The organism is Mycobacterium sp. E1386 (assembly GCF_001672745.1).
Taxonomy (GTDB): domain Bacteria; phylum Actinomycetota; class Actinomycetes; order Mycobacteriales; family Mycobacteriaceae; genus Mycobacterium.
The window spans coordinates 1-24,565 of record NZ_LZKH01000196.1 but is presented as its reverse complement, the minus strand read 5'-3'; the positions used below and the strand labels follow the sequence as shown (position 1 = coordinate 24,565).

22 protein-coding genes and 2 pseudogenes are annotated in these 24,565 nt (G+C 68.4%); 5 read left to right on the top strand and 19 right to left on the bottom strand.

The annotated features are described in order from the left end of the window. Window positions 1-38: 38 nt before the first annotated feature. Window positions 39-137, top strand: a pseudogene (locus A5709_RS28945) (hypothetical protein); the annotation flags it as partial. Between the two features lie 111 nt (window positions 138-248). Here A5709_RS28945 and A5709_RS19980 read toward each other — a convergent pair. Then, a pseudogene (locus tag A5709_RS19980) lies at window positions 249-968 on the bottom strand (sulfatase-like hydrolase/transferase); the annotation flags it as partial. On the opposite strand from A5709_RS19980, the gene A5709_RS19975 reads away from it, so the two are divergent. Continuing rightward, window positions 943-1,962, top strand: coding sequence for a nitronate monooxygenase family protein (locus tag A5709_RS19975; protein WP_067945417.1), 1,020 nt, complete (start codon window positions 943-945; stop codon window positions 1,960-1,962). The pseudogene A5709_RS19980 and the gene A5709_RS19975 sit on opposite strands and share 26 nt — an antisense overlap. A gap of 5 nt (window positions 1,963-1,967) precedes the next feature. Here the strand turns inward: A5709_RS19975 and A5709_RS19970 are convergent, their stop codons facing one another. From A5709_RS19970 to A5709_RS19955, 4 genes are all read right to left on the bottom strand, one after another. Next, the gene (locus A5709_RS19970; RefSeq protein WP_067945415.1) at window positions 1,968-2,786 is read right to left on the bottom strand and encodes a class I SAM-dependent methyltransferase; all 819 of its coding nucleotides are present in this window, start codon (window positions 2,784-2,786) and stop codon (window positions 1,968-1,970) included. A 3-nt stretch (window positions 2,787-2,789) separates the two neighbouring features. Continuing rightward, window positions 2,790-4,058: an amidohydrolase family protein gene (locus A5709_RS19965; RefSeq protein WP_067945413.1), complete on the bottom strand. Its 1,269-nt coding sequence runs from the start codon at window positions 4,056-4,058 to the stop codon at window positions 2,790-2,792. A 79-nt stretch (window positions 4,059-4,137) separates the two neighbouring features. Further along, window positions 4,138-4,914: a class II aldolase/adducin family protein gene (locus A5709_RS19960; protein WP_197520202.1), complete on the bottom strand. Its 777-nt coding sequence runs from the start codon at window positions 4,912-4,914 to the stop codon at window positions 4,138-4,140. After that, window positions 4,911-6,506 (bottom strand): class I adenylate-forming enzyme family protein, encoded by a 1,596-nt coding sequence (locus tag A5709_RS19955; protein WP_067945411.1) that lies wholly within the window; start codon window positions 6,504-6,506, stop codon window positions 4,911-4,913. The genes A5709_RS19960 and A5709_RS19955 overlap by 4 nt, the downstream gene beginning before the upstream one ends. A gap of 872 nt (window positions 6,507-7,378) precedes the next feature. On the opposite strand from A5709_RS19955, the gene A5709_RS19950 reads away from it, so the two are divergent. Continuing rightward, window positions 7,379-7,738 (top strand): SHOCT domain-containing protein, encoded by a 360-nt coding sequence (locus tag A5709_RS19950; RefSeq protein WP_067945409.1) that lies wholly within the window; start codon window positions 7,379-7,381, stop codon window positions 7,736-7,738. Here the strand turns inward: A5709_RS19950 and A5709_RS19945 are convergent. The 4 genes from A5709_RS19945 to A5709_RS19930 all read right to left on the bottom strand — a co-directional run bounded on the left by A5709_RS19945 (window position 7,715) and on the right by A5709_RS19930 (window position 12,204). After that, window positions 7,715-8,239 carry a hypothetical protein gene (locus A5709_RS19945; protein WP_067945407.1) on the bottom strand — a complete coding sequence of 175 codons (525 nt, stop codon included), beginning with the start codon at window positions 8,237-8,239 and terminating at the stop codon, window positions 7,715-7,717. The two genes, A5709_RS19950 and A5709_RS19945, sit on opposite strands and share 24 nt — an antisense overlap. Next, a complete protein-coding gene (locus tag A5709_RS19940) occupies window positions 8,232-9,599 on the bottom strand; it encodes a molybdopterin-dependent oxidoreductase (protein WP_231971925.1) in 1,368 nt (455 codons plus the stop codon). The genes A5709_RS19945 and A5709_RS19940 overlap by 8 nt, the downstream gene beginning before the upstream one ends. Window positions 9,600-9,683: 84 nt before the next feature. Beyond that, on the bottom strand, window positions 9,684-11,090 hold the full coding sequence (locus tag A5709_RS19935; protein ID WP_067945405.1) for an acyl-CoA desaturase: 1,407 nt from the start codon (window positions 11,088-11,090) through the stop codon (window positions 9,684-9,686). 16 nt (window positions 11,091-11,106) lie between these two features. Then, a complete protein-coding gene (locus A5709_RS19930; protein ID WP_067945403.1) occupies window positions 11,107-12,204 on the bottom strand; it encodes a ferredoxin reductase in 1,098 nt (365 codons plus the stop codon). Window positions 12,205-12,460: 256 nt separating this feature from the next. Between A5709_RS19930 and A5709_RS19925 the strand changes: the two genes are divergently transcribed. Next, window positions 12,461-13,336, top strand: a complete 876-nt coding sequence (locus A5709_RS19925; RefSeq protein ID WP_231971924.1) for a DMT family transporter — start codon at window positions 12,461-12,463, stop codon at window positions 13,334-13,336. On the opposite strand, the gene fadD1 is transcribed toward A5709_RS19925, so the two are convergent. The 9 genes from fadD1 to A5709_RS19880 are packed head-to-tail and all read right to left on the bottom strand — an operon-like array spanning window position 13,312 to window position 22,337. After that, window positions 13,312-14,901: a fatty-acid--CoA ligase FadD1 gene (fadD1, locus tag A5709_RS19920; RefSeq protein WP_067945399.1), complete on the bottom strand. Its 1,590-nt coding sequence runs from the start codon at window positions 14,899-14,901 to the stop codon at window positions 13,312-13,314. The two genes, A5709_RS19925 and fadD1, sit on opposite strands and share 25 nt — an antisense overlap. Then, entirely contained in the window at window positions 14,898-16,490 is a 1,593-nt protein-coding gene (locus A5709_RS19915; RefSeq protein ID WP_067945397.1) for an NAD(P)/FAD-dependent oxidoreductase, read from the bottom strand. Before A5709_RS19915 ends, fadD1 begins: the two co-directional genes overlap by 4 nt. Then, window positions 16,487-17,443 carry an alpha/beta hydrolase gene (locus tag A5709_RS19910; protein WP_067945395.1) on the bottom strand — a complete coding sequence of 319 codons (957 nt, stop codon included), beginning with the start codon at window positions 17,441-17,443 and terminating at the stop codon, window positions 16,487-16,489. Before A5709_RS19910 ends, A5709_RS19915 begins: the two co-directional genes overlap by 4 nt. Window positions 17,444-17,473: 30 nt before the next feature. After that, window positions 17,474-17,875, bottom strand: coding sequence for a Zn-ribbon domain-containing OB-fold protein (locus tag A5709_RS19905; RefSeq protein WP_067945393.1), 402 nt, complete (start codon window positions 17,873-17,875; stop codon window positions 17,474-17,476). 2 nt (window positions 17,876-17,877) lie between these two features. After that, window positions 17,878-19,080, bottom strand: coding sequence for a thiolase family protein (locus tag A5709_RS19900; protein ID WP_067945391.1), 1,203 nt, complete (start codon window positions 19,078-19,080; stop codon window positions 17,878-17,880). After that, entirely contained in the window at window positions 19,077-19,532 is a 456-nt protein-coding gene (locus A5709_RS19895; protein WP_067945389.1) for a MaoC family dehydratase, read from the bottom strand. Before A5709_RS19895 ends, A5709_RS19900 begins: the two co-directional genes overlap by 4 nt. A gap of 7 nt (window positions 19,533-19,539) precedes the next feature. Next, a complete protein-coding gene (locus A5709_RS19890) occupies window positions 19,540-20,040 on the bottom strand; it encodes a MaoC family dehydratase N-terminal domain-containing protein (protein WP_067945387.1) in 501 nt (166 codons plus the stop codon). Further along, a complete protein-coding gene (locus tag A5709_RS19885; RefSeq protein WP_067945385.1) occupies window positions 20,037-21,155 on the bottom strand; it encodes an acyl-CoA dehydrogenase family protein in 1,119 nt (372 codons plus the stop codon). The genes A5709_RS19890 and A5709_RS19885 overlap by 4 nt, the downstream gene beginning before the upstream one ends. Before the next feature lie 3 nt (window positions 21,156-21,158). After that, window positions 21,159-22,337, bottom strand: coding sequence for an acyl-CoA dehydrogenase family protein (locus tag A5709_RS19880; RefSeq protein WP_067945383.1), 1,179 nt, complete (start codon window positions 22,335-22,337; stop codon window positions 21,159-21,161). A gap of 252 nt (window positions 22,338-22,589) precedes the next feature. Between A5709_RS19880 and A5709_RS28530 the strand changes: the two genes are divergently transcribed. After that, window positions 22,590-22,754 (top strand): hypothetical protein, encoded by a 165-nt coding sequence (locus A5709_RS28530; RefSeq protein ID WP_197500864.1) that lies wholly within the window; start codon window positions 22,590-22,592, stop codon window positions 22,752-22,754. Window positions 22,755-22,776: 22 nt separating this feature from the next. Here the strand turns inward: A5709_RS28530 and A5709_RS19875 are convergent. Beyond that, on the bottom strand, window positions 22,777-24,565 hold a 1,789-nt coding region (locus A5709_RS19875), incomplete at its 5' end, for an ATP-binding cassette domain-containing protein (RefSeq protein ID WP_067945381.1).

Here is a 24,565-nt window from a genome sequence, read left to right as displayed (position 1 = left end):
ACGACTTCTACTCGTCGGACTTCTACACCGACAAGCTGTTGCAGTACCTGCGCGAACGGGCGCCCGGCGACGACCGGCCCTTCTTCGCGTATCTGCCCTTCCAGGCGCCGCACTGGCCGCTGCACGCGCCGGACGAATCGATCGCGAAATACCGTGGCCGCTACGACGCCGGTCCGGACGCGCTTCGCGAAGAGCGGCTCGCGGCCCTCAAGCGGCTGGGTCTGTGCCCGCCCGACGTCGAGGCGCATCCGGTCGTCGCCGGGCGCCCGTTCGCGCAGGTACTGCAACAGCTTGTCGGTGTAGAAGTCCGACGAGTAGAAGTCGTCCCCGACCGTGACGAACTGGTCATCCTCGGTGTAAAGCGTTGGAATGGGCGAGAAGCCGTCTGCCGCCCGCCCCCCGTAATGGCTGGCCCCCGCGGGCAGCAGGGCAAACGAGCGCTCGAATCCGCGCGCCCACGGCGACGTCTCGATGGTTGCGCCCAGGTGCCACTTGCCCGACATGAGCGTCAGGTATCTGGCGTCGCGCAGCAGCTCGGGCAACGCCACCACCCGGTCGTTCAGATAGCCCTCATAGCCGGGAGCGCCGCGGAACGCCGGCCCGGCGACCTCCAGCATGGTGCCGATCCCGGCGATGTGGTGGTCCGTTCCCGTCAGCAGCATCGCCCGGGTGGGCGAGCAGGCCGGCGCGGAGTGGAAATCGGTGAACCGGATCCCCGCCTGGGCGAGCCGATCGAGATTGGGTGTCTCGATCTCGCCGCCGAACGCGCCGATATCAGAAAACCCGAGGTCGTCCGCCACGATCACGAGGAAGTTGGGCCTCTTCACGTTGAAGCATCCTGCCAGGTGCCGCCCCCGGGCGGAATGCTGACGCAACGGCACGTCGTTATTGTCGAGGCAGTGCTCCGCGCCTGCGACACTGCGACACCGGAAGGGCTTTGAGATGCTGGCACAGTTCGGGATGTCCATTCCGCTGGTCGCCGCCCCGATGGCGGGGGGCCCGACCACCCCTGCGATGGTGTCGGCCGCGACGCGCGCGGGCGGGCTGGGCATGCTCGCCGCGGGCTACAAGACCGTGGAGGCCGTCGAGGCCGAGCTCAAGCATGTTCGCGCCGAGGGAATCCCGTTTGGTATCAACCTCTTTGCGCCCAATCCCCTACCGGTCGATCCCGAGGCCTATCGGGCCTACGCCGCTATCGTTCAGCGGGACGCCGACCAGTTCGGTTTGACGCTGCCCCAGGAGCCCGCCGAGGACACCGACAAGTTCGACGAGAAGGTCGCGTTGCTGCTCGACGACCCGGTCCCCATGGTGTCGTTCACGTTCGGCATCCCGTCGGGCAGCGTGATCTCGGCGCTGCGCAAGGCGGGGACCATCGTCGTGCAGACGGTGACCACGCCCGAGGAGGCGGCACAGGCGCGCGACGCCGGGGCGGACATGCTCGCCGTTCAGGCGGCGGCCGCAGGCGGTCACTCGGGCACGCTCTCGCCGCGGAAGCCGCTGACGCCGGTACCGATCGCCGAGCTGGTCGAACGTATCGTCGCGACGGTGCCGCTGCCGGTGATCGCCGCCGGCGGGCTCGCCACGCCCGCCGCCGTAGCCGAGGTGATCCGCGCGGGGGCCGCGGCGGCCGCGGTCGGGACGGTCCTGCTGCGCGCCGACGAAAGCGGCGCATCGGCCACGCACCGGGCTGCCCTGACCGATCCCGCCTACAGCGAGACGGTGCTCACGCACGCCTTCACCGGCCGGCCCGCCCGCGGGCTGCGCAACTCGTTCATCGATGCCCACGAGGCCGAGGCGCCGCTGGGCTATCCCGCCATCCACTACCTCACCAGCCCGCTGCGCAAAGCCGCGGCCGCGGCGGGCAAGCCCGAGTATGTCCATCTGTGGGCGGGCACCGGGTACCGCAGTGCCACCGCCGAACCGACGTCCGACATCCTGCGGCGGCTGGCTTCCGACTTGTGACGCCGTCAGAACTCGAAGCGGTTCAGCACGTCGTACTTGCCGCCGGGTGATGCACACGTCAGCTTGTACATCCACCGCACCGGCGTCGATTCGATTTTCCGGTAGCCCGCGAGTGCGGGCGCCTGCTCGACCAACCGCAGCCTCGGGTTCCACGTCTGCAGCTCCCGCGCGTCGCGGATGCCCCACTTGATGATCCCCCTGGTGAAAAGCTTCGACAGCAGCGGCGCCAGAGCGGAGAGCGTGTCGAATTGCATTTCGCCACAATCGAATCGATCGGTCAGCCGCTGGAGCAGCTGTCGCACCTGTTGCTCGGTCAGATACATCAGCAGGCCCTCGGCGACCACCAGCGTGGGCCGGCCGGTCGGGATCTGCTCCAGCCACGTTGGATCGGTCACCGATGAGCCGATCGTCCGGTAGCGCTCGGTGTCCTCGTAGAGTCGCCGCCGCAGTTCGATGACACCGGGTTGGTCGATGTCGAACCACGAAACCGAATGCGGCATAGCGAGCCGGAAGGCGCGGCCGTCCAGGCCGCAACCCAGGTGCAGGACCACCGCGTCGGGGTGGCGGCGCAAAAAGTCCGCGCACCAGTCGTCGAGCGCCTTGGCCCGCAACGCGACCAGGTATTGGTTCGACACCGGGAGCGAGCTGCGATGGATCCTCTTGAAGTCGTAGTCAATTCGGTCCACCGCATCCGCGGCGGCTTTGTCGCCCAAAACTGGCCGGTGGGAGCGGCTTTCGTAGGCGCGCAGGTACAGCGTGACGAGGTTCGTCCATTCCACGGAGCCCCAACGAACAGAGCTGAAGTCGACTTTGGCCGTAGTCATGGTTCAGAACGCCTCGGGATTGCGCTGCACTTCTTCCGGAACCGGGTGGCGGTAGAGGCGAGAGGCGTTTTCCCAACTGAATTTGCGAATCACATCCTCGGGCAGGCCACCGATTTGTTCGTGGACCGTCTGCTGGGTGTGTGGCCAGGTTGAGTCGCAATGCGGGTAGTCGGCTTCCAGCATGATGTTGTCCACGCCGATCCGGTCGCGCTGCACGAACGACGATTTGTCCTCCACCGCGCAGAACCAGAAGTTCCGCGTGAATACCTCGGCGGGAGTGAGGCTTTCGCCGAGAGCCTGCCACGTGCCGTACATCGCGTGGTAACTGAGCATGTGGTCGAGGCGATCGAGCAGGCCCGCGACCCAGCCTATTCCGCCTTCCGACAGACAGATCTTCAGGTTGGGGAACCTGCTGGGCAGCCCGGAATACAGCCAGTCGACCGCCGCCGAGATGGCGTAGGCGAAGAACAGCACCCCCTGCACGTCCGGCGGCGCATCGTCGGTGGTGGACGGCGAGGAGCCCGACGAGCCGATGTGCAGGTTCACGACGGTGTCCGTCTCGGCGCACGCCGCCATCATCGGGTCCCAATGCTTGGAGTGAATGCTCGGCAGTCCCAGCATCGCCGGGTTCTCGCTGAAGGTGACGGCGTGGAATCCACGCTCGGCGTTCTCGTAGATCATCTTCGCGCCCAGCTCGGGGTCCAGCAACCACGGCAGCTGGCATCCGATGATGCGCTCGGGATAAGAGCCCGCCCAGACCTCGAGGTGCCAATCGTTCCATGCGCGCACCGACGCCAGCGCCAGGTCGCGGTCGTTGGTCACCTGCTGCAGCCGCTGGCCGGCGAACCCGGGCAGGAAGGACGGGAAATTGAGCGAAGCGTAGATGCCGTTCAGGTCCATGTCCTTGACGCGCTCGTGGATATCCCAGGCTCCCCTGCGCATTTCGTCGAAACGGACCGGCTCGAAGCCGTACTCCGCCACCGGTCGGCCCACCACGGCGTTGAACCCGACGTTGGGCAGTTCCCGGCCGTCGTAGACCCAGGTCTGGCCCCCGCTCTCGGTCTCCACGACTCTGGGTGCGCGGTCGGCGAACCTGCGCGGCAGACGTCCGGTGAAGGTGTCCGGCGGCTCGACGATGTGGTCATCGACCGAGATCAGCGTGTAGCGCCGGGGCGCGCGGGGCGGGTCCGGCAGGAACGTGACCGAGCGCTGCTCGCCCGTCTTCGCGGTGGTGAAGCTCAGATTGCCGGCCAGGTCGTCGATCGATTTCACTCGTCAATCTCCTTGCGCGGCGGTGTCGTTGAATGTCCGGTGACGGCTTTCAGCGCGGACGCACACGCGACGACGCGGTTCACGTCAGCACATCGGGGTCGGCCTTGATGGTCATCCTGGCCGCCCCCGCCCAGTACACGTCGGCGGCGCGTTCGACGAGCGAGCGCTGCATGCCCGCCATGTCGGACCACTTCATGGCCACCGGCTGGATACCGGTGAGCAGCACGTCGTAGGCCAGCTTGCAGACCCGTTCGATCGACGCCGCTCGGTACACGGCCTCGGCCAGGTTGTGGCCTGTGGCGATGACGCCGTGGTTGGCAAGGATGGTCAGGTTCGCGGACCCGATGCGGGCCGCCAGTTCGGCCGCGCGGGCGGGGCTGTCGATCTCGCCGTCGTAGGTGTCCACCAGGCAAAGGTCATCGAGGAACAGCGAACCGGTCTGGTGCACCAATTCGGGCAGCCTGCCCAGCGCCGCGAGGACGCAGACGTAATACGGATGATTGTGGATGACCACCCGGGCATCGTCGCGGACGCGGTGCAGCTCGGTGTGGATGTGGATGGCCGGAGTGACATTCCAACGACCGCGCAACACTTGGGCGTCGGCGTCGACCACGCAGATGTCGGACGCGGTGATCTCCTGCCACCACAACCCCCACGGATTGACGAACATCTCCGTCCGTCCGTCCGGTTGCCAGGTGATGTGTCCCGCCATGTTCTCGGCGAACCCGATACCGGCCAGGTGGCGGAAGGCCACGGCGAGCGCCTGCTCCTCGGACAGCTCAACTCCGATCGGGGGGACCACCGATGGCGCCCAGACTTCCAGGCCGCCCCGGCGCGGGTGAGGAGCATTCGTCATCGGGCCTCCGTTCTGGCTCGAATATCCTCGCGGAGCCGGCCTTTGGCAACCTTCCCGCCGGAAGATCGAGGCAGCTCGTCGACGACGATGAGACGTTCGGGCAGCAGCTCCTTGGACACTCCCAGCGAGAGCAGGTGTTCGACCAGCTCGGACAGGTCCAGGGTGGCCGCGTCGACGAGTTCGACGTAAAGGCAGACCTTTTCGCCGAACACCGGATCGGGCATCGCCACGGCCGCGGCAACCGCGATGGCGGGGTGGGTCGTGACGGCGTCCTCGACCTGCGTCGCGCTGATGTTCTTGCCGCCCCGCAGGATGAAGTCGGAGGTTCGCCCGGTGACGGTCAGATAGCCGTCCGCGTCGATCTCGCAGATGTCACCCATCCGCATCCAGCCGTCCGGGGTGAACAACTTGTCGTGATCGGTCCCGCCCAGGTAGCCGAGGCTGGTTGCCGGGCCGCGGCAGGCCGGTTGGCCCTTGCCCGTCGCGGTCACGTCCCGGTCCCCGTCGAAGAGCCGGACCGCCATTTCGGGCACGATCCGCCCGCCGGTGCGCAGTCGGCGTTCCCGCGTGTCGTCGACGGTGGTGGCGCTCAGCATCCCGGTTTCGTTGGAGCCGTAGAACTGGAGGATCTTGGCGCCGGTGAGTTCCTCGAACTCTGCCGCCGGTCGGTACGGCAGCGCCTCACCACCGGTGAACACGACGCGCAGCGAACTCAGGTCGTGGTCGCGGGTCGCGGGGTCTGCCATCAGCATCGTCAATTGCGTACTGACACAGCATAATACGGTGGCACGATGCCTGGATATCGCCTCGCAAGTCGCCCCGGTGGTGAACCGGCCCAAGATGACCGCGGTGGCACCGAGGTAGATCGGCGTAGTGTGGCTGGTCCAAAGCCCGAAGCCGAACGGCGTCGGGATCACCGGCAAGAAAACGTCTTCCGGCGTCAGCAGCCCGTTGGCGACGGCCTTCTGGTGGAAGTAGTACCAGCGATTCTGAGTGTGCACCACGCACTTGGGCAGCCCGGTGGTCCCGGATGTTGAGTTGATGAGGAACACATCGTCGGGGCCGAGCCGGGACTCGCCGGTCAGCGCCCTGGGCGGCACCCGAACGTTCAGTCGTGGCGTTCCGGCTTCGGAGTCCACCACGAGGGTGGGCAATAAAAGCTCGTGGGCCACGGTCGCCGCTTCCCCGCCGCGCTGCTGGTCGCTGATCAGCATTTTCGGCTGGGCGCTGCTCACTATCGCCGCGACCTCACGAATGCCGGCGCGCGCGCCGACGCCGACGACGACCGCCCCGCACCGCTCGATCGCGACGAACAGCACGTGCAGGGCCGCGGAATCGCCGTGCCACACCGCTACCCGGTCGCCGGGCTCGACCCCCGCGCCGGCCAGCCTCCCGGCCAGCGCGCTTGCGGCACCGTCGAATTGGCGCCAGGTCAGCGACTCCCCCGGATAGTCGACATAGGCCAGCCGATCCGGTGACTGTTCGGCGTTGCGGCGCACCGCGTCCGACAACGTCGTGTCCGACCAGAACCCCGCGGCTCGAAACCGGGCCGAGTCCTCGGCAGCGAACGCCGGCGAGGACTCGATCTCCATCAGCCGATGATAGGAAAGCGGCCGGCGGCCTCGTCGGCTATGTCCCGCTAGGGGTTCTCCGGGGCCGGTGCGGGCGCGTCGTGTTGCGGATCGCTAACGGGACCCGGAGGACGGGGCCGCGGCTTATGGCAGTTGCGCGTGCAACCGCAGTTGAGGCCGATGATGCAGCCGCCCCCGCCGGCGGGTTGCACCGGCAGGGCGCCGCCCGGGGCCGGCGGGGGCGCCGGCGTCGTGTTGGACGAAGTAGTTGGTTTTGCCGCCCGGGTGACCGTGCCGGCGTCCGACCAGCCGAACGCCAAAACGAGTGCTGCGAAGACGCCGCAAACCGCGGCCACGGGCTGGGCTCGTCGAATCTTCACAATTTCTCCAGTGTGCTTTTTCCGCGGAGCAGGCGATTACCCGGTCGGACTAGGGATTTGGTGGCGTGGACGCGGGCGGGGCATGCTGTGGATCGCCCGCTACGGCCGGCGGACGTGGGTGTGGGGGCGATTGGCAGTGTTGAACACATCCGCAGTTGAGGCCGATGAAGCAGGGCGAGCTGGGCAGCCCGAGCGCACCAACGGTTCTTGTCATCGCCATCGCCGGGGTGACGCCGAATGGCGTGAAGACAAGCGCGGCCAGGCAGGCGCACAACGCCGTCGCCGTCCCGGTCCGCTTGTTTTTCATGCTCACCAGAGTAGTTAGTCGCCCCGCAACCCGCAGAACACGCGCGGGTTTCAAAGAACACTCCAAGAAGTCACCAAGAATCCTTCAAGCGTGGCCGTGGACGGTGAACGCGCTGAGCTCCCTTGGGATCGGTAGCAACCGGCCCGGGTTGCACTTGCCACACCACCGCTGCGCCCCGCAGCGACCGACACGGAGGTTCATGGCGGATGAAAAGCAAGGCCGTGGTGCTGCTGGCCGGCGGGATGCTTGCGCTGGTCCTGCTGACGCGTTATTTCGCGCTGAGCCGGGCCGGCGTGCCGTTGGGGTGGATGCTCTACCTCGGCCTGCCCATCACCGGCGCCGGCGTGCTGTTCGCCCTGCGGCTCATTGACCTGAGCTCGGGATGGACCGCCAAGGGCGGCTCGATGCCGCATACCGGCGGCATCCACGCTCACCCGGTCCCGCTCCCACGGCCCGAGCCGCCGCTCTACGACCGCCTCAAACAACTCGAGGACCTGCATGCCAGGGGCGCCATCACCGACACCGAATACAGCGCCCAGCGCCTACAGATCATCGCCAACATGTAGGTCGGGTGCCGCCCCGGTGCGTCTGGGCGCAGTCACCACGCGGACCGCGTAGATCGCGGCGCTGGCCCCGAACATCGCGGCGGTCAGCAGGAGCCAGCGGCCAAGAAAGGGATCCTGCGTCTGGCCGGTCGCGGCCGAATACGTGGCGGCACCCTGCTTGATGATGCCGGGCAGGAAGACCAGCAGCGTCAGGCCGGCGCCCAGCGCGGGCACCCGGATGTGATTGATGACGGGCACACCCCGCGGTGCGAGCCGGACGACGGACCGCGACAGCAGCCGGTCAAACAATGCGTAGATCGGAAACAACACCAGGTCGTGGGCGACGATGGCCGCCGCGAACCACACGATGATCGACTGCCACCACACCTGGGGGTTCCACAGCGCGACCGGTTTGATGGTGGCCACGACATACGCCAACAGCGCGAGCCCGGCGATCAAGGTCAGCAGATGCCACGGGCGAGAGCCATAGAGCCGTACGAAAGCCGCTCGGGCGCTACGCATTTGCGGCCGACCGGAAGGCTATCGACTCCACCCATTTGGTGTTGTGCACCCCAGGCAGCGCCGGCACGATGATCCGCGCCGGGAAGCCGTGGTCCGGCGACAGGTCGGCGCCGTTGACACGCAAAGCCAGCAGCGCATCGGGGTGCAGCACCTGGCTCCCCTGCAAGGTCGCGCTGCCGAATGCGCCGAAGCGCTCCAGCGACGAGACATGCGCCGACTCCGGCGCGGGAACGCCGGCGAGCCGGGCCAGGTCCGCCAGCCGCACCCCTGTCCAGGTCTGGGTGGTGGACCAGCCTTCCACGCAGGCGATCGGCAGCGTGGCGGTGTGCTGCGGCAAGGCCAGGAGGGCGGAGCGATCGAGCACGACGGCGTGGGATCCTCCACTCAGCGTGAGCCGCCAGCGTTCGCCGGTGTTTTCGGAGGAAATGCCGGCCACCGCCGCGGTCCGGTTGACCTCGAAGTCGGATGGTCCGTCGCCGCGGCTGCGCCCGCGCGGAAGCAGCAGGGCCGCGGGCCGCGCGTGGCCACCGAGCGTCTGCCCCGCGGTGATGACCGCCATGAACACCGCGCCACCGCCCACCAGCGCGAGGGCACCGCGGCGGCTCATCGTCGCGGGCTCCGGGTCCGCGGCGACCAGCCCGTCCGGCTCCCACGGTTGCGCGCGAGTCTCGGCGCGCCCGGTGCGCAGCACCTCACGCGCCGAGATCGAGCGCAGGCCGGACCACATGGTCGGGATCTTGATCGCGATATGCACGACGAATCCGGCGATGAACACCCAGGCGCCGAAGTAATGCGCGGTGTAGAAGCTGAAACCGAAGATGTAGTCGTACTGGATGTTCAGCACGCCCGTGACGATCTCGAACAGGACGCCGCCGACCAGCATCAGCAACGAAAGCCGTTCCAGCAGTTGGGCTATCGATCGGGCGGGCGGCCACGCGAACAGTCGCGGGATCACCGACCACAGCTTGGCCAGCACCACCGGGATCAGGACCAGCCCGAGCCCGACGTGCAACCCCTGGGTCAGCCGGTACAACCATGACGGGTTGGTGGGCCAATCGAACGTCGGCAGCTTGAGCCAACCGACGTCACCCGGGATGGCTTGGCCGAACCGAGGTCCGTAGGCGATGTAGGAGAGCAGGCCGGTGATGATGACGATCGGCAGCGTGACCAGCAGCACCGAACCGAACACGGAGGTCAGCCACGGACCCCGAAGCGGGCTGCGCCACCGTTGTGCCTGCCTGACACCAGGCGGCGGGTGCTCGTCCAGCGACCTCCACAGCCGCGCGGGAAATCCGAAACCGGCGGAATCGGTCGCCGGCTCGGTCTCTTCGCTGTCGGACCCGCGGATGCCCTGCACCATCGATGATCATCCACGATCGGCCGACGGAATTGGTTCATATCGCGGATCAGCGCCGAGCGCGGGCCCTACACCCGGCGCCGCGCGTCAGTCCTTGCCGCGGGGTGGCGGCTGCACCTCGACGCCGCTGGAGTCGTGTTCGGGGCCCGCGGCCGGGTGTTCGGCCGGGACACGGTCGCGGAACCGGGTGCCTTCGCTGGGCCGCTCGGGGTCGGGCCGGTGCACGTTGCCGTGGTACGGGCCCGGCTTCGGCCGGGGCTTACCGCCCGGGAAGGCGAGCCGGAATATGCTGCGGTGCACCATTGCCCACTGCTTGCCGAACCGGCCGGAGTTGTACGGCAACTCGTAGCGCTCGCAGATCTCCTTGACCTGCGGGGCGATCTCCGAGTACCGACTGCTCGGCATGTCCGGGTAGAGGTGGTGCTCGACCTGATAACCGAGATTGCCGCTGATGATGTGGAACAGCGGGCTGCCATCGATGTTCGCGGCGCCGAGCAATTGGCGTACATACCAACCGCCGCGGCTTTCGTTCTCGACCTCTTCCTGCGTGAACGTGTACGTCTGATCGGGGAAGTGGCCGCAGAAGATGATCGCGTGCGCCCACACATTGCGGATGACGTTGGCCAGCGCGTCGGCGGTCAGGGTGCGCAGGTAGGTGCTTTCGACGCCGGGCGCGACTTTGTCGAGGAACTTCGCCGCGGCGCCGACGCGGCGGCCGCTGGACACCCTGCGGAGCCGCTTGGCGACGCGGGATTGCGCCGGCTGTTCGAGCCGTCCGCGCAGCGCCAGTTGGGTGAGTGCGAAGGCCCCGGCGCTGATGGCCGGCCACCCGAGGTAATCCTTGTAGATCTGGGCACGCGCTTTGACGCCGATGCCTCTGAGGTCCTTGCGCACCTCCGACCACGGCTTCTCGCGTTTGCGTATCGCGTCGATGTCCATGTCGTGGACGGCGACGCCCCACTCGAACAGCAGCGTCAGCAGCAGGTTGTAGATCGGTTGGCCCAGGTACCGCGGGGCCCACTTCTGGTTGGGGTCGATGCGCATGATCTCGTAGCCGAGATCCTTGTCCTTGCCGAGGATGTTCGTGAAGGTGTGGTGGATGTAGTTGTGGGAGTGCTTCCACGACTCGGCGGTCGACGCCGTGTCCCAGTCCCACACCGAGGAGTGGATGTCGGGATCGTTCATCCAATCCCACTGCCCGTGCATCACGTTGTGACCGATCTCCATGTTCTCCAAGATCTTGGCCATGGAGAGACAGGCGGTGCCCAGCAACCACGCGGTCTTCGAGCGTGAAGCCAGCAACAGCACCCGGCCGGCCACGACGATCTGACGTTGTGCCGAGATGACGTTCTTGATGTAACGCCGGTCGCGGTCGCCGAGATCGGCGAACACGTCGTCGTGGATCGCGTCGAATTCCTTCGCGAGCTTTTCGAGTTCTTGTTCCCCCAGTCGGGACAGCGGGCTCTCCCCGGCCTTCTTCACGGCAGTTGTCACGAGCCGCTCCTTTCGATCAGAGTTCGAGTTCGACGTCGCCCTCGGCGGTATTGATGCAGATCCGGACGTCCTGTTCGGTCGGTTCGATCACGTCGCCCGAGCGCAGGTCGCGCAGCTTGCCCGACTTCAGCGTGCCGACGCAGGTGTGGCAGATGCCGATCCGGCAACCGAACGCGAGGTTGAGGCCGGCCTTCTCCCCCGCCTCGAGAATCGATGTGCCGCCGTCACATTCGACTTCCTTGTCGCTGTCGAGGAAGCAGACCGTGCCGCCCTCGCCGGCGTTGGCGTCGCCGCCGATCTTCGGTTGGAACCGCTCGAAGTGCAGGCGTTCGCGATCCCCGTCCTCTTCCCAGTGCTCGATCAGGGCGTCGAGCATCTCGCCGGGACCCGAACAGAACGCCTCGCGCTCGCGCCAGTCGGGGCACAGGTCGTCGAGGTCCTCGGGGGTCAGTCGCCCCTGTTCGGAGGTGAGGCGCAGGTCCAGCCGCATCCCGTCGTGGCGGCCGGCGAGCTCTTCGAGCGCCTCGAGGAACATGGTCTGCTCACGAGTGCGCGCGGAGTGAATGACCACCACGTCGCCCATCTCGTTGCGGCTATCGAGGCTGCGCAGCATGCTGATGATCGGCGTGATGCCGCTGCCGGCGCTGATGAACAGCATCTTGTCCGGCACGGGCTCCGGCAGCGTGAAAACACCCTCGATCTCGCCGAGCCGCACCAGGTCGCCGGGCTGAATCTTGTGCACCAGATACGGCGACACGGCGCCGCCGTCGACCCGCTTGGGCGTGACACTGATAAGGCCGTCTTTGGGCACGGGATCCGAAGTCAGCGAGTACGCGCGCCAGTGGTAGACACCGTCGATGACCACGCCGAGCCGCACGTACTGACCGGGCTTGTGGCCCGGCCATTCGTATCCCGGGCGGATCAGAACGCTTGCCGCTTCCGAGCCCTGCTGCTCGATGGCTTCGACCTTCCCGCGCAGTTCCTTGGTGGTCCACAGCGGGTTGATCATCTCGAGGTAGTCGTCGGGCTGAAGCGGGCTGAACAAGCGCCGCACCGCCCGCAGGAACAACCGTCGTCCCCGCGGAACCTGGGGCTGGGCGCCTCGTTCAGCCATGCCGTCAGAGTACACAGTTGTACACTCACTTTAAACATCTGCTTCGAATTGCCTTGTAGTGCATTGTTCGACAGACATTCAATGGCCATAGGTAGAACGCACGGCTGTTCACTATCACCGATCGCGGGATATCCGGAGCTGACGCCATGCGTACGTGTGACGTGCCCGGACCGCACGCCGCCCAAACATTTGTTCAGAGAATTCTCAGCCAGCCGCTCGGCAGCACCGCTCTTCGCCGACGCCTATTGTTCGAGGTGTGCTGATCGGCTTCCTCCTGGCGTTGGGTTGCTCGGTCTGTTACGGCACCGCATCGGTGTTGCAGGCGGCGGCGACGCGATCGGTGGAAGCCGGCAGCGGCTCGGGCGTCGATACCGTGCTGTTGATGCGCGCCGCCCGGCAGTGGCGATACCTCGTCGGCGTCGGCCTGGACGGCGTCGGCTTCCTCCTGCAAGTGGCGGCGTTGCGCCTGGTGCCGATCTACGTGGTCGCCGCGGCGTTGGCCGCCTCGATCGCCGTCACCGGGATCGCATCCGCCTGGCTGCTGTCGGCGCGGCTGTCTCCGTCCGAATGGACCGCGGTGGGCGTGGTCTGTGCGAGCCTCGTCGTGCTCGCACTCGCGGCCGGGCCCGGGCACTTTCGGCATGCCCCGGCCGGTCTCGGGTGGGCCCTGCTGGGCGTGGTGGCCGCGATATTCATCGCCGGCGCGGTGACGGGCCGGCTGCCGGACCGCCCGCGCGCGCTGTCGCTGGGGCTGGCGGCCGGGACCGGCTTCGGGGTCATTGAGGTCGGCGTGCGGTTGATCGACGTCATCGATCCGACCAAACGCGCCTTCTACACCAATCCGGCGCTCTACGCGGCGGCCGCGGGCGGGGCGGCCGGTTTCCTGCTGCTCACCTCCGCCCTGCACCGCGGGTCCGTGACCACCGCGGTCGCCGGGATGGTCGTCGGCGAAACCATCGCGCCCGCGTTCGTCGGGGCGGTGTGGCTGGGCGACAGCGCGCGCGACGGGCTCGGCTGGCTGGTCATCGCGGGCTTCGCGGTGGCCGTGTCGGCGACTCTCGTGCTGGCGCGGTTCGGGGAAGCGCCGCAGGAGGTTCCCGAATCGGCTCAGGCCGACGAAGCCGTCAGCTGACGGTAGGCCGTCCCCCGCGCCGGGCGCGCCCACAACACGCCACCCTCGGCGCTGATGCCCGCGGCCGCCAGTGCGCGCTTGAGGATCTTGTTCGTCGCCGTCGTCGGCAGCTCGGCGTTGATGCGCACGTACCGCGGCCAGGCCTTGGGCGACAGGTCTGGTTGCGCGGCGAGGAAGCTGGCGAAGGCGTCGGGCTCCAACCGTGCCTCGCCGCGCAGCACCAGCGCGGCCATCACCTGGTCACCCACCCGTTCGTCGGGCACCGCGTAGACCGCGACCTGGCTCACCTCCGGCAGGCGTTCCAGTATCCGCTCGATCGGCCCCGACGCGAGGTTCTCGCCGTCCACCCGCATCCAATCGGCGGTGCGGCCGGCCAGGTAGATCCAGCCCTCGGCGTCGCGGTAGGCCAGGTCGCCCGACCAGTACATGCCGTGCCGCATCCGCTGAGCGGTGGCGGCCGGGTCGTTGTAGTAGCCGACGAACGGGCCGGCGCCCTGGGTGTTGACGAGCTCGCCGACCGCGTCGTCGAAGTTCGTCAGCGCCCCGTGCTCGTCGAATTCCGCGACCGCGCACTCCCGCAACGTCGTCGGGTTGTAGATGCTTACTCCCGCATACGGTTTGCCGATCGATCCGGGCGGGGTGCCGTCCTCGCGGACGACGATGACCGCGAACTCGCTGGAACCGAAGCTGTCCACCACCCGGCAACCGAAACGCCTTGCGAATTCGGCGATGTCGCGGTCCGTCGCCTCGTTGCCGAACGCCACGCGCAGCGTGTTGTCGGCATCGTCCGGCCGCTCTGGGGTGGACAGGATCAACGCGAGGGGCTTGCCGACGTAGTTGAGGTAGGTCACGCGGTGGCGGCGCACGTCGTCGAGAAAGCGTGACGGCGAGAACCGGGCCGGGACCATGGTGGCGCCCGCACCGATCGCGACCGCCCACCCGGCGGCGATGCCGTTGGAGTGAAAGAGCGGCATCGACAGGTAGCAGACGTCGTCGGCGGTTATGTCGTACTGGAAGATCAGGCTGGCACCGCACATGACCGCCATCGCGTGCGCGAGCCGGACGACCTTCGGATCACCACTGGTCCCCGAGGTGAAGATCATCATGAAGGTGTCCCCGCCGGTGACCTCGCGGTGCGGAACCAGGGGCGGCGCGACGGCCACCAGTTCGGCGTAGCGCCGGCCCGTCACGTCCAGCACCTGAATCCCGTTGAGGTCCAGGCCATCCAGCAGTTCGCGGTGTTCCGGGTCGATGAGTAACAGTTGGCAGTCGGAGCGCCGGATGTCGGCGAGCAGCCCGGCCCCGCGCCGCGTGGTGTTGATCCCGCACAGCACATAGCCGCCCAGCGCGGCGGCGGCCATGGCGCGCAGCATCGCCGGGGAATTGGGCAGCAGGGCACCGACGTGCAGTGGACGCGCCGGGTCGGCGATCCCGATCAGCGCGGCGGCCTCCGCCTCGGCCTCGGCGAGGTGGTCGCGCCACGTCCAGGTGCGCTCGCCGGCGGCGACGGCCGGGGTGTCGTCGTCGCGACGTTGCCGCAGCAGCTGCTGAACGGTCTCGATCATCGCGTGGTCAGCACCAGCCCGGCGTAGTGGCGACGCGCCACATCTTCGCAGTGGCGCCGGTAGGTGCCGAACCCACCGGCGTACGGCATGAAAATCCGTTTCTTGCCTTCGATATTGGCGCCCAGGTACCACGACGATGCCGCTTTCGGGAAGAGCGTCCCCTCGGCCGCCTGCGCGACATGGTCGGTCCAGGCCTCGGCGGCGTCGCGGCGCGGCTCCACCTCCGTCACGCCGAGGCGGCGGGCCGTCAGCACCAGGCCGATGACCCAGTCGACCTGCACCTCGGCGTGCAGCACCATGTTGGCGAGCACCGAGGGGCTGCCAGGGCCGCTGATGGTGAACAGGTTCGGCAGGCCGGGCACCATGAGGCCGAGGAACGTCAGGGGTCCGTCGGCCCAGACGTCGCGCAGTCGGACCCCCGTGGGCCCCGCCGGGTCGATGCGGGTCAGCGCGCCGGTCAGCGCGTCGAAGCCGGTGGCGAAGATCAGCACATCGCAGGGATAGGTCGCCGCGCTGGTGCGCACGCCGTCGGCGGTGATCGCCTCGATGGGCTCGCGGCGCAGGTTCACCAGCGTGACGTTGTCGCGGTTGAACGCGGCGTAGTAGCCCCCGTCGGTGCAGATTCGCTTCGTCCCGATCGGGTGGTCGACGGGGATGAGGTCGGTGGCCACGACGGGGTCCGCGACGATTTCGCGGATGCGCTCCTCGGCGAACTCCCGGGCGATGTGGTTCGCGGCGAGGTCGGAATTCTGATCGGGAAACGTCTTCGCGAACAGCACGCCGCCCTCGCGCCAGCGCCGCCACAGAGCCTCGGCGCGTTCCTGCGGTTCGGTGTCGACCGCGTTCTTGTGGTACGTGCCGTGCGGGGTGCCCGAGGCCGCGTAGGCCGAGGCGCGGCGGCGCTCGGGATATTCCTCCCTGATCCGTTGCTGCTCCTGCGGAGTCCAGGGGCGGTTGGGCATCGGGATGCTGTAGTTCGCGGACCGCTGGAATACCACCAGCCGATCCGCCTGCGCGGCGACGATCGGGACCGCTTGAATACCAGAGGATCCCGTGCCGATCAGGCCCACCCGCTTGCCACGCAGGTCTGGGTCGTCGCGCGGCCACGCGGCGGTGAAGTACACCTCGCCCGCGAAATCGTCGACGCCGGGGATGTCGGGGCGGTTGACGGCCGACAGACAGCCCGTCGCGCAAATGAGGAATTGGGCGGTGTAGGTCTGTCCGTCCCGGGCGCGGACCCGCCACTGGCCTTCCTCGAATGCGGCGCCGACGACGTCGACGCCGAATCGGTAGTGGCGACGCAGATCGAACCGGTCGGCGACGTGTCGCAGGTAGGCGAGGATCTCCGGTTGGGCGGCGAAGCGTTCGGTCCACGTCCAGCTCTGTTGCAGGTCCTCGTCGAACGAGTAGGAATAGTCGACACTTTCGACGTCGCACCGGGCGCCCGGGTACCGGTTCCAGTACCAGGTGCCGCCCACGTCGGGCGCCGCCTCCAGGCCGATCACCGACAGGCCCGCCGACGCGGCCCGGTGCACGGCGTAGAGCCCGGCGAACCCCGCGCCGATGACCACCATGTCGGCTTGCGTCATGTCGACTCGCAGAGCGTGGGCTGGAGTAACTCCCGCAGGTCGGCGCAGATCAGGTCGCGCGCGGAGGCCGCCGGCGGGAAAGACGGGATGGTCAGGAAGCCGTGGAACAGGTCCGGGAAGTCGCGGTGCACCACGCGCACCCCCGCATCGCGCAACCGGCGCGCGTAGCCGCAACCTTCGCTGTGTAACGGATCGAGGCCCGCGGTGACGATCACCGCGGGCGGCAGGTCGGCATGCGACTCCGCGCGGGCCGGCGCCACCAGGTGCGGCTCGCCCAAAAGCGTTTGGGCGCCGAGGTATTGGCCCCAATACCACTGCATGGCGGCGCTGGTGAGGAAGTAGCCGGTGGCGCAGCGTCGATAGCTGTCGGTGTCAAAAGACGGATCGATGACCGGATAGATCAAGAGCTGCGCGGCCGGCCCGGCCACGGCACGTTCACGGCACAGGATGGCGGTTACCGCGGCGAGGTTGCCGCCGGCGCTGTCACCGGCGATGGCGGTCCGCGCCGGGTCGATGCCGAGCTCGGCCGCGTGGTCGACCACCCAGCAGAACGCCGCGAAGGCGTCCAGCGCGGCCGCGGGGGCCGGGTGTTCGGGCGCGAGGCGGTAGCCGACCGACACGACGACGGCCTGGGCGCCGCGGGCCAGTGCCCGGCAGAAGCCATCGTGGGACTCGATGTCGCACAAGACGAATCCACCGCCGTGGCAGAACACGACCGCGGCGCGGTCGTCCTGCGGCCCGCCGTGCGGGTAGTAGACCCGCGCGGGGATGGTGCCGGCGGGGCCCGGGATCGCCCGGTCCTCGGTGCGGTGGACGTCGTCGAGGTTGCCGACGGGCTGACGTCGCTGGGCGACCGCGGAGCGGGCCTGTTCGGCGGTCATCGTCTCGACGGGCGGGAATCCCGCGTCCAACTCACGCAGCATCGCCTGGACGCCGTCAAACGGATCGTCCATCTACACCTCCCGAGCTCCTCGTTGAGTCGGTCACGCCGGCCGGTACTTCAATAGGGTGATCCCGTCTTCGGGCAGATCGTAGAACACCGGCTCGACACGCATGCCGATTCCGACGTCCGCGGGGTCGACGTCCACCAGCTCGGTGCTGAACTTCGGTCCCGCGTCCCACCGCACGACGGCGAGCAGCTGCGGTAGCGAATCGGCCCAGGGCGGTCCGGTGGGCCTGCGCGCGACCGTGAACGTGTACAGCGTTCCGGCGCCGTCGATTTCGCGCCATTCCAGGTCGTCGGCCAATGTTCCCGGCGCAAGGGTGCGCGGGTAGAACACGTAGCGCCCCAGCGAGGGTGAGTACTGCACCAGGATGCGGTGCTGGGCCAGGGCGTCCCAGAACGGCCGCGACACCGGCGTCGGCTCGGGAACGGGGATGCTCATCGCTAGTCCCCCCGCATCAGCAGGGCGACCTGCTCGCTCATGATGCCGCCGTTGCCGGTGACGAAAGCGGTGTGGCAGTCGCACACCTGCGCATCGCCGGCCCGGCCCATCACCTGCCGGGCACCGTCGACGACGTGGTGCATGCCGCCGGCCATGCCGGCCTGGCCGAACGACAGTTGGCCGCCGGCGGTGTTGAGCGGAAAGTCGCCGCGGTAGGTCAGGTCGTGGCCGGCGATCCAGGACATCCCTTCGCCCTTGGCGCAGAAGCCGGCGTCCTCGAGGCTCATCAGCACGGTGATGGTGTAGCAGTCGTAGATCGACGCCATGTCCACCTCGGACCGGTTCAGGCCGGCCATCGCGAACGCCCGGTCGGCGGCGCGGGAGATCGGGGTGCGCAGCAAGTCCTCGGCATAGGTCGGGGTCTTGAAGGCGATGTGTTCGCCGAAGCCCTTGATCCACACCGGGCGGTGGCGGCCGCGCCGGGCGATGTCGGCGTTGGCGATGAGCACGCCCGCTCCCCCGTGCACCCGCATCACGGTTTCCAGCATGTGGATGGGGTCGGCGATCATCGGGCTGGCGAGAACGTCGTCGACCGTGATCGGGGTCCCGTGGAAGACGGCACCCGGGTGGGCGCACGCGTTGGTGCGCTGGTCGACGGCGATCTTGGCCACCGCGGCAGGGTCGTAACCGAACTCGGCCGCATAGCGCTGGGCGATCTGCGCATACGGCGCGTTCTGGCCGACGTTGCCGTACGGGATCTCGAATTCCGCTTGCGGCGATCCGTAGTTGTTCGATGACGCGCCATACCAGTTTGGTGTGGGTGGTGGCCGCTTTAATGATTGCGGCTGCGAAGCCGATCCGGGAACCACGGCAAGGGCCGCGTCGCAGATGCCGAGCTCCACGGCGGCCGCGGCCCGCCAGATCATGCCCGCCGCCGTGGCTCCGCCCAGGTCGACGCGCTCACCGAAATCGAGTGGCAGGCCGAGGTATTCGCACAGGGTGGCGGGTGCGAACATCGCCGACTCGGCGATGCCGTGGGTCAGCAGGCCGTTGACGCACGCGGCGTCCACGCCGGCGTCCTCGATCACCAATTTGGCCAGCAGCGCGTACTGGTCGAGGGTGAACAGCGGCGGGCCGGTGGGCCGCCGCTGCGCCGGCAACTCGGCGATGCCGACGATCGCGGCCTCGCCCCGCAGACCGGTCACTGATCGACTCCCCGAGGCGCTCCGCGGCGGGGTAGTTCGACCGTCGCCGTGCCCGGCATCAGCACCGTCGCCTCACGGCGCCCGGCGATGTCGAGGTCCACCAACCCGGCGCCCTCGTCGGAGAGGCGTTTGGCGGTGACCGTGCCGCCGAAGCTCAGGGGCTGGCCGGGATGGGCGACCGCGCGGTTCTGGACGGAGAAGGACACCAGCCGGCCACGCCCGCCGATCCAGTCCCCGATCGCCCGGCCGAGCAGCGCGGCCTGCAGCGGGCCATGGACCAGCACGTCGTCGTAGCCTTCGACCGTGCGCGCCCAGTCCTTGTCGTAATGGATGCGGTGGCCGTTGTAGGTGGCGGCGCTGAAGAAGAACAGCTGCGTCTCGTCGACGGTCACGGTGAGTTCGGGCATCGCGTCACCCACCTCGACGTCCTCATAGAAAACTTGGCCGGCCATGAAGCTCCTAGGGACGCGCGATCATCGAAGTCGACGCTTCGGCGAGCAGGTCTCGATGCTGGTTGCGGTACACCGTCTGCCAGGTGACCAACACGAATCTGCCGGAGCGGCCCCGCTTTTCGACGATGGACTCGATGCTGCGCACCATTTCGACGTCGTCGCGGTGGTAGGCGGGCAGGTGGAAGGTGAAGCTTTCGCCACCGGCCATCCGCTTGGGGGCGCGGGGGAACGCGAGGCTGCCCGAGACCGCGCCCGAGGAGCCGTCGGGCCGCAGCGCCTCGAGATGCGTGACGCCGAGCACGGCGTACTGCAGAAAAAGCGGAGGGCAGATGATGTCGCGAAAGCCGTTGGCCCTGGCGTACTCCGGGTCGAACCACAAGGGGTTGTGGTCGCCGACCGCCGCCGCCCAGCGTTGCCAGTCGCGCCGATTGACCTCCCCCGTCGCGGTGGCGGCAACGGTGCCGACGCGCGACGCCGATTCGGCGTCGATCAAGCTGTCCTCACTCACCGGCTCTCTCCTGATTCCAAGGTCTCCTCCAGCCACGATGCGGCGACGTCCGCCCCGCCGCCCCACGTCGAGCCAAACCGGGCCCGCTCGGTCCACAGGTGCAGGTCGGTTTCGGTGACATACCCCATGCCGCCGTGCAATTGGTGCGCGTCCAACGTGATCAGCCGGGCCGCGGTGGCGGCGTGCATGCGCGCGATCGCGGTCTCCCGCGTCCCCGTGCGGCCGCGCCCGATCCAGAAGACGGCCGCATGCGCGGCCAACCGCGCCGCCGCCAGCGCGATGTGCATGTCGGCGACCAAGTGCTGGGCGGCCTGGAAAGAGGCGATGGGCCGGCCGAATTGGTGGCGCAGGGTCGTGTAGTCGACGGTGCGGTCGATGACCGCCTGCCCGACTCCCACCAGGTCCAGCGATCCCAATGCCACCGCCGCATTGGCCACCCGGCGCAGTTCCAATTCGGACACCTCACAGAGCTGCGCCTCGGCCGCGACCATGACGTCGTCGAAGCGCACGGCGAACGCCCGGCTCCCGCCGGCCACGGCGAGCGGTTCCACGGCCACCCCCGTCGCGTGGGCATCGACGACGAAGACACACGTACGGTCTTGCGCCGCAGCCGAAATCACGATCACGTCGGCGACGTCGGCGTCGGCGACGTAGTCCACGGTGCCGTTCAACCGCCATTGCCCCGACACGGGGTCGGCGCGCAGCGGCGCCGACACCACGGCGGCGTCGCGGGCGCTCCAGAGCGCCGTGGCCCCGCGGATGGTGCCGCGCCCCAGGGGCGGCAGCCAGGTGTCCTTGGCTTTCGGGGAGCCGAGCTGGTCCACCGCGAGCGCCGCTTGAATGCTGCTGTAAACCGTCGTCGGGCACAGCGCGCGACCGGCCTCGGTGTAGAAGACGGCGAGATCGTCGAGCGAGCCGCCCGAGCCGCCGTATTCCTCGGCGATGGCCAGCCCGAGGACGCCCGCGTCGGTCAGTGCCTTCCACAGCGCCGGGGTGTGGCGGTCCGCGTCCGGGTCGTTCAGCGCGCGTACCGACGACACGGGGCTCTCGGCCGCCAGCAGGGCGCGCAAGGAGGAGGCGAACTCGCGCTGTTCGGCGGTGGGTATCGCTTTCATGCGTCAGCGCCCATAGCTGGGCATCTTGTGCCCGCGCTGGGCGATGACGTCGCGGAGCACCTCGTTGGTGCCGCCGCCGAACCGCATCAGCGGCGCGGCCCGGTAGAGCCGCTCGAACTTGCCGCCCAGCGGGGACCCTTGGCTGCGGTGCGCCAACAAACCGTCCGGGCCAAGCAAATCGAGCGCGAGCAACGCGATGCGCTGGCGCAGTTCACTGGTGAAGACTTTCTCGACACTGACCTCCACCGAAGGGATGACGCCGCTGTCGAGCATGGACGCGGCCTCGTAACCCATCAGCGTGGCCACCGCCACGTCGGCCTCGGCCTCCGCGAGCCGGCGCCGCAGCGACGGGCTGTCGGCGGGCACCGTGCCGTCGCGACGCGGCGTTCGCGCCAGCTCACGCAGCTCCTCGACGGCGCGGCGCAGGTCGCCGGCGTTGGTCAGCGCCCCGCGTTCCAGGTCGAGCGCGCCGGTGATGTACGTCCAGCCGCGGTTGACCTCGCCCACCAGGTTGGTGACCGGCACCCGGACGTCGCGGAAGTGCACCTCGTTGGTGCGGTACCCCGACCACGCGTAGAGGGGGCGGATAGTCACGCCGGGGCTGTCGATTCCGACGATGATGACCGAGATGCCGCGGTGCCGAACGCCGTTGGGGTCGGTACGCACGCAGAGCCACTCGTGGGTGGCGCGCTGCGCGCCGCTGTTCCAGGTCTTCGTGCCGTTGATGACCCAGTCGTCGCCGTCGCGCACCGCGCTGGTGCGCAGGCTGGCCAGGTCGGTGCCGGCGTCGGGCTCGGAATAGCCCACGGCGCAGATCATTTCGCCCTTGGCGATCAGCGGCAGCCATTCGGACTTGTTCCGTTCGGTGCCGTGCCGCATGATCATCGGCGCGACGGACGTGACCGTCAGGTCGGGCCCGGGCACGCCCCAGTACTCGAACTCGCTCATCAGCAGATGCAGGTGGATGGCGCTCAGGCCAAGTCCGCCGTACTCGGCCGGCCAGTTCAGACCGAACCAGCCCTTCTCCCCGATCCTGCGGCGGAACCGCGCGACCTCGCCGTCGGGGAACTCGAGGTCGTGCTCGGCGAGTTCGGCCCGCAGCTCCGCGGTGACGTTGGCCTGGAGGAACTCGCGGACCTCGGCGAGCCAGGCGCGCTGCCCGCCGTCGAGTTCGAAATCCATTCCGGCGCCTGTGCCTTTCTGGGAAGCCTTTCCACCAAGCAGCGCCAGCGTAACGCCACGGCGAGATCGCGCCGGGGGTTTCGCGATCGGCGCGAGGCGCGATCGGGACGCTCCGGCTGTAAAGACGCTGTCAAACTCCCGTTAATTCGCGTCGTCGCCCTCGCAGATATGCGGAGGGGCTGCCAAGCTTTTTACATCGGCCGGTCGACGCTGACCAGGCACTCTGCCCAGCCGCAGCCTGAGGGAGAAGTCATGCCCACTGTTGAAACCCGCCTCCGCGAAGACATGCGCAACTATGCCGTCGAATTGCGGCAACTGGCGTACACCCTGCCGCTGGGTGTTGGCGAGCATGCGCTCCTGGAATTGTCCGACCGCATGCGGACCGCAGCGGAGCAGGTGATCCGCAAGGGAGCCTGATCGGGCCTCAGCCGGCGGAGCCTCAGCCGCCCTTGAGCCGGATCTTCCAGCGAACGAAGCTCAGATAGAACACGCTGATGACCACCAGCATGGCGATGTCGAACCACCATGCACCCGGCGTGTGCCGCCAGTGGGCATCCTTCGGGCTGAGCGGACCGGGCACCAATTTGGTCAGGTCGGCGGTGGAGGCCGACGCCGCGAAACCCCAGCGCGCCGGGGTCGCCCAGGACATCTGATCCAGCCCGAGCCGCCCGGTTACCGGGATCATGCCGCCGGAGAAAACCAGCTGCGACATGACCGCCACCACGAGGAGCGGCATGATCTGTTCGTTCGACTTGGCGATGGCCGACAGCGCCAGCCCGAGCATCGCCGAGGCCACGCACGTCAACGCGACGTCGGCGAACAGTTCCAGACCCGGCCGGCCCAGCGCCACCGCCCCCTGGGTCGGACCGCCCTTGCCGAGCAACACGATGATGGTCACGATCGCCGATTGGATGACCGCGAAAATCGTGTAAACGCAGACCTTCGCCATCAGGTAGGCACTGGTCGACAGGCCAACCGCCTGTTCGCGCAGGAAGATCGGGCGTTCGCCGATCAGGTCGCGAATGGTGAGCGCGGTCCCCATGAACACCGCGCCGACGTTGAGCAGCACCAGGATCTGGCCGGGCTCGTTGGGGGCCGCCCCCATCGGATTGGGGATGCCGAACCCGACGGTGCCGGGCACCGACATGGACAGCGAGCCCATGATGAACGGCAGCACGGCCAGGAAGACGAAGTAGCCGCGGTCGGAGAAGATCAGCCGGACCTGCCGCCTGGCGATCGTGGAGAACTGCCGGAACAGGCTGGTGTGCGACGGGTCGCCGAGATCGGCGGGCTGCTGCGCAGGGGGCGGTGGGGGCTGGGGGCCCGTGCGGGCGAGGTAGCGCGCCTTCGCCCCGTCGGGGTCGCCCGCGACCGTGCTGAAGATGTCGGCCCAATTCGTCGTGCCCATGGCCGACCCGATCTGGCTTGGCGGCCCGCAGAAGGCGGTCTTGCCTCCGGGCGCCAGCAGTAGGACCTGATCGCAGACGTCGAGATAGGTCAGCGAGTGGGTGACCACGAGCACGACACGTCCGGCGTCCGCGAGCTGCCGCAGCATGGTCATCACCTGGCGGTCCAGCGCCGGGTCCAGCCCCGAGGTCGGCTCGTCGAGGATCAGCAGCGACGGTCCGGTCAGCAGCTCGAGGGCGACCGAGGCTCGCTTGCGCTGGCCACCGGAGAGCTTGTCGACCCGAGTGTGCAGGTGCTGGGTCATCTCGAGTTCCTCGAGGACCCGGGCCACCACCTGAGCCCGGTCGTCCTTCGTGGTGTCCGGGGGCAGCCGCAGCTCGGCGGCGTACATCAACGCCTGCTGCACCGTCAGCTGCCCGTGCACCACGTCGTCCTGGGGGACCATGCCGATCCTGCTGCGCAGCGAGGCGTACTCGGCATGCACGTTGTGGCCCTCGAACGCGACCGTGCCCCTGGTCGGGTGCGTGTATCCCGCGACCAGCCTCGCGAACGTCGACTTGCCCGCACCCGAGGGGCCGATGACGGCCGTGAGCGTTCCGGGCTGCGCGCCCAGCGAGATGTCGTCCAGCAGCGTCTTGTTGTTCTCGATCGTCCAGCTCACGCCGCGCACGTCCAGACCCCCCGTGGGCGTGGCGGTCGCGCTCTCGTCGCGGCGGGCCAGCGTGCCGCCGGCGAAGACCAGGTCGATGTTGCCGATCGTGACGACGTCGCCGTCGCGAAGCACCGCCGAGTCGACCCGTGCGCCGTTGACGAAGGTGCCG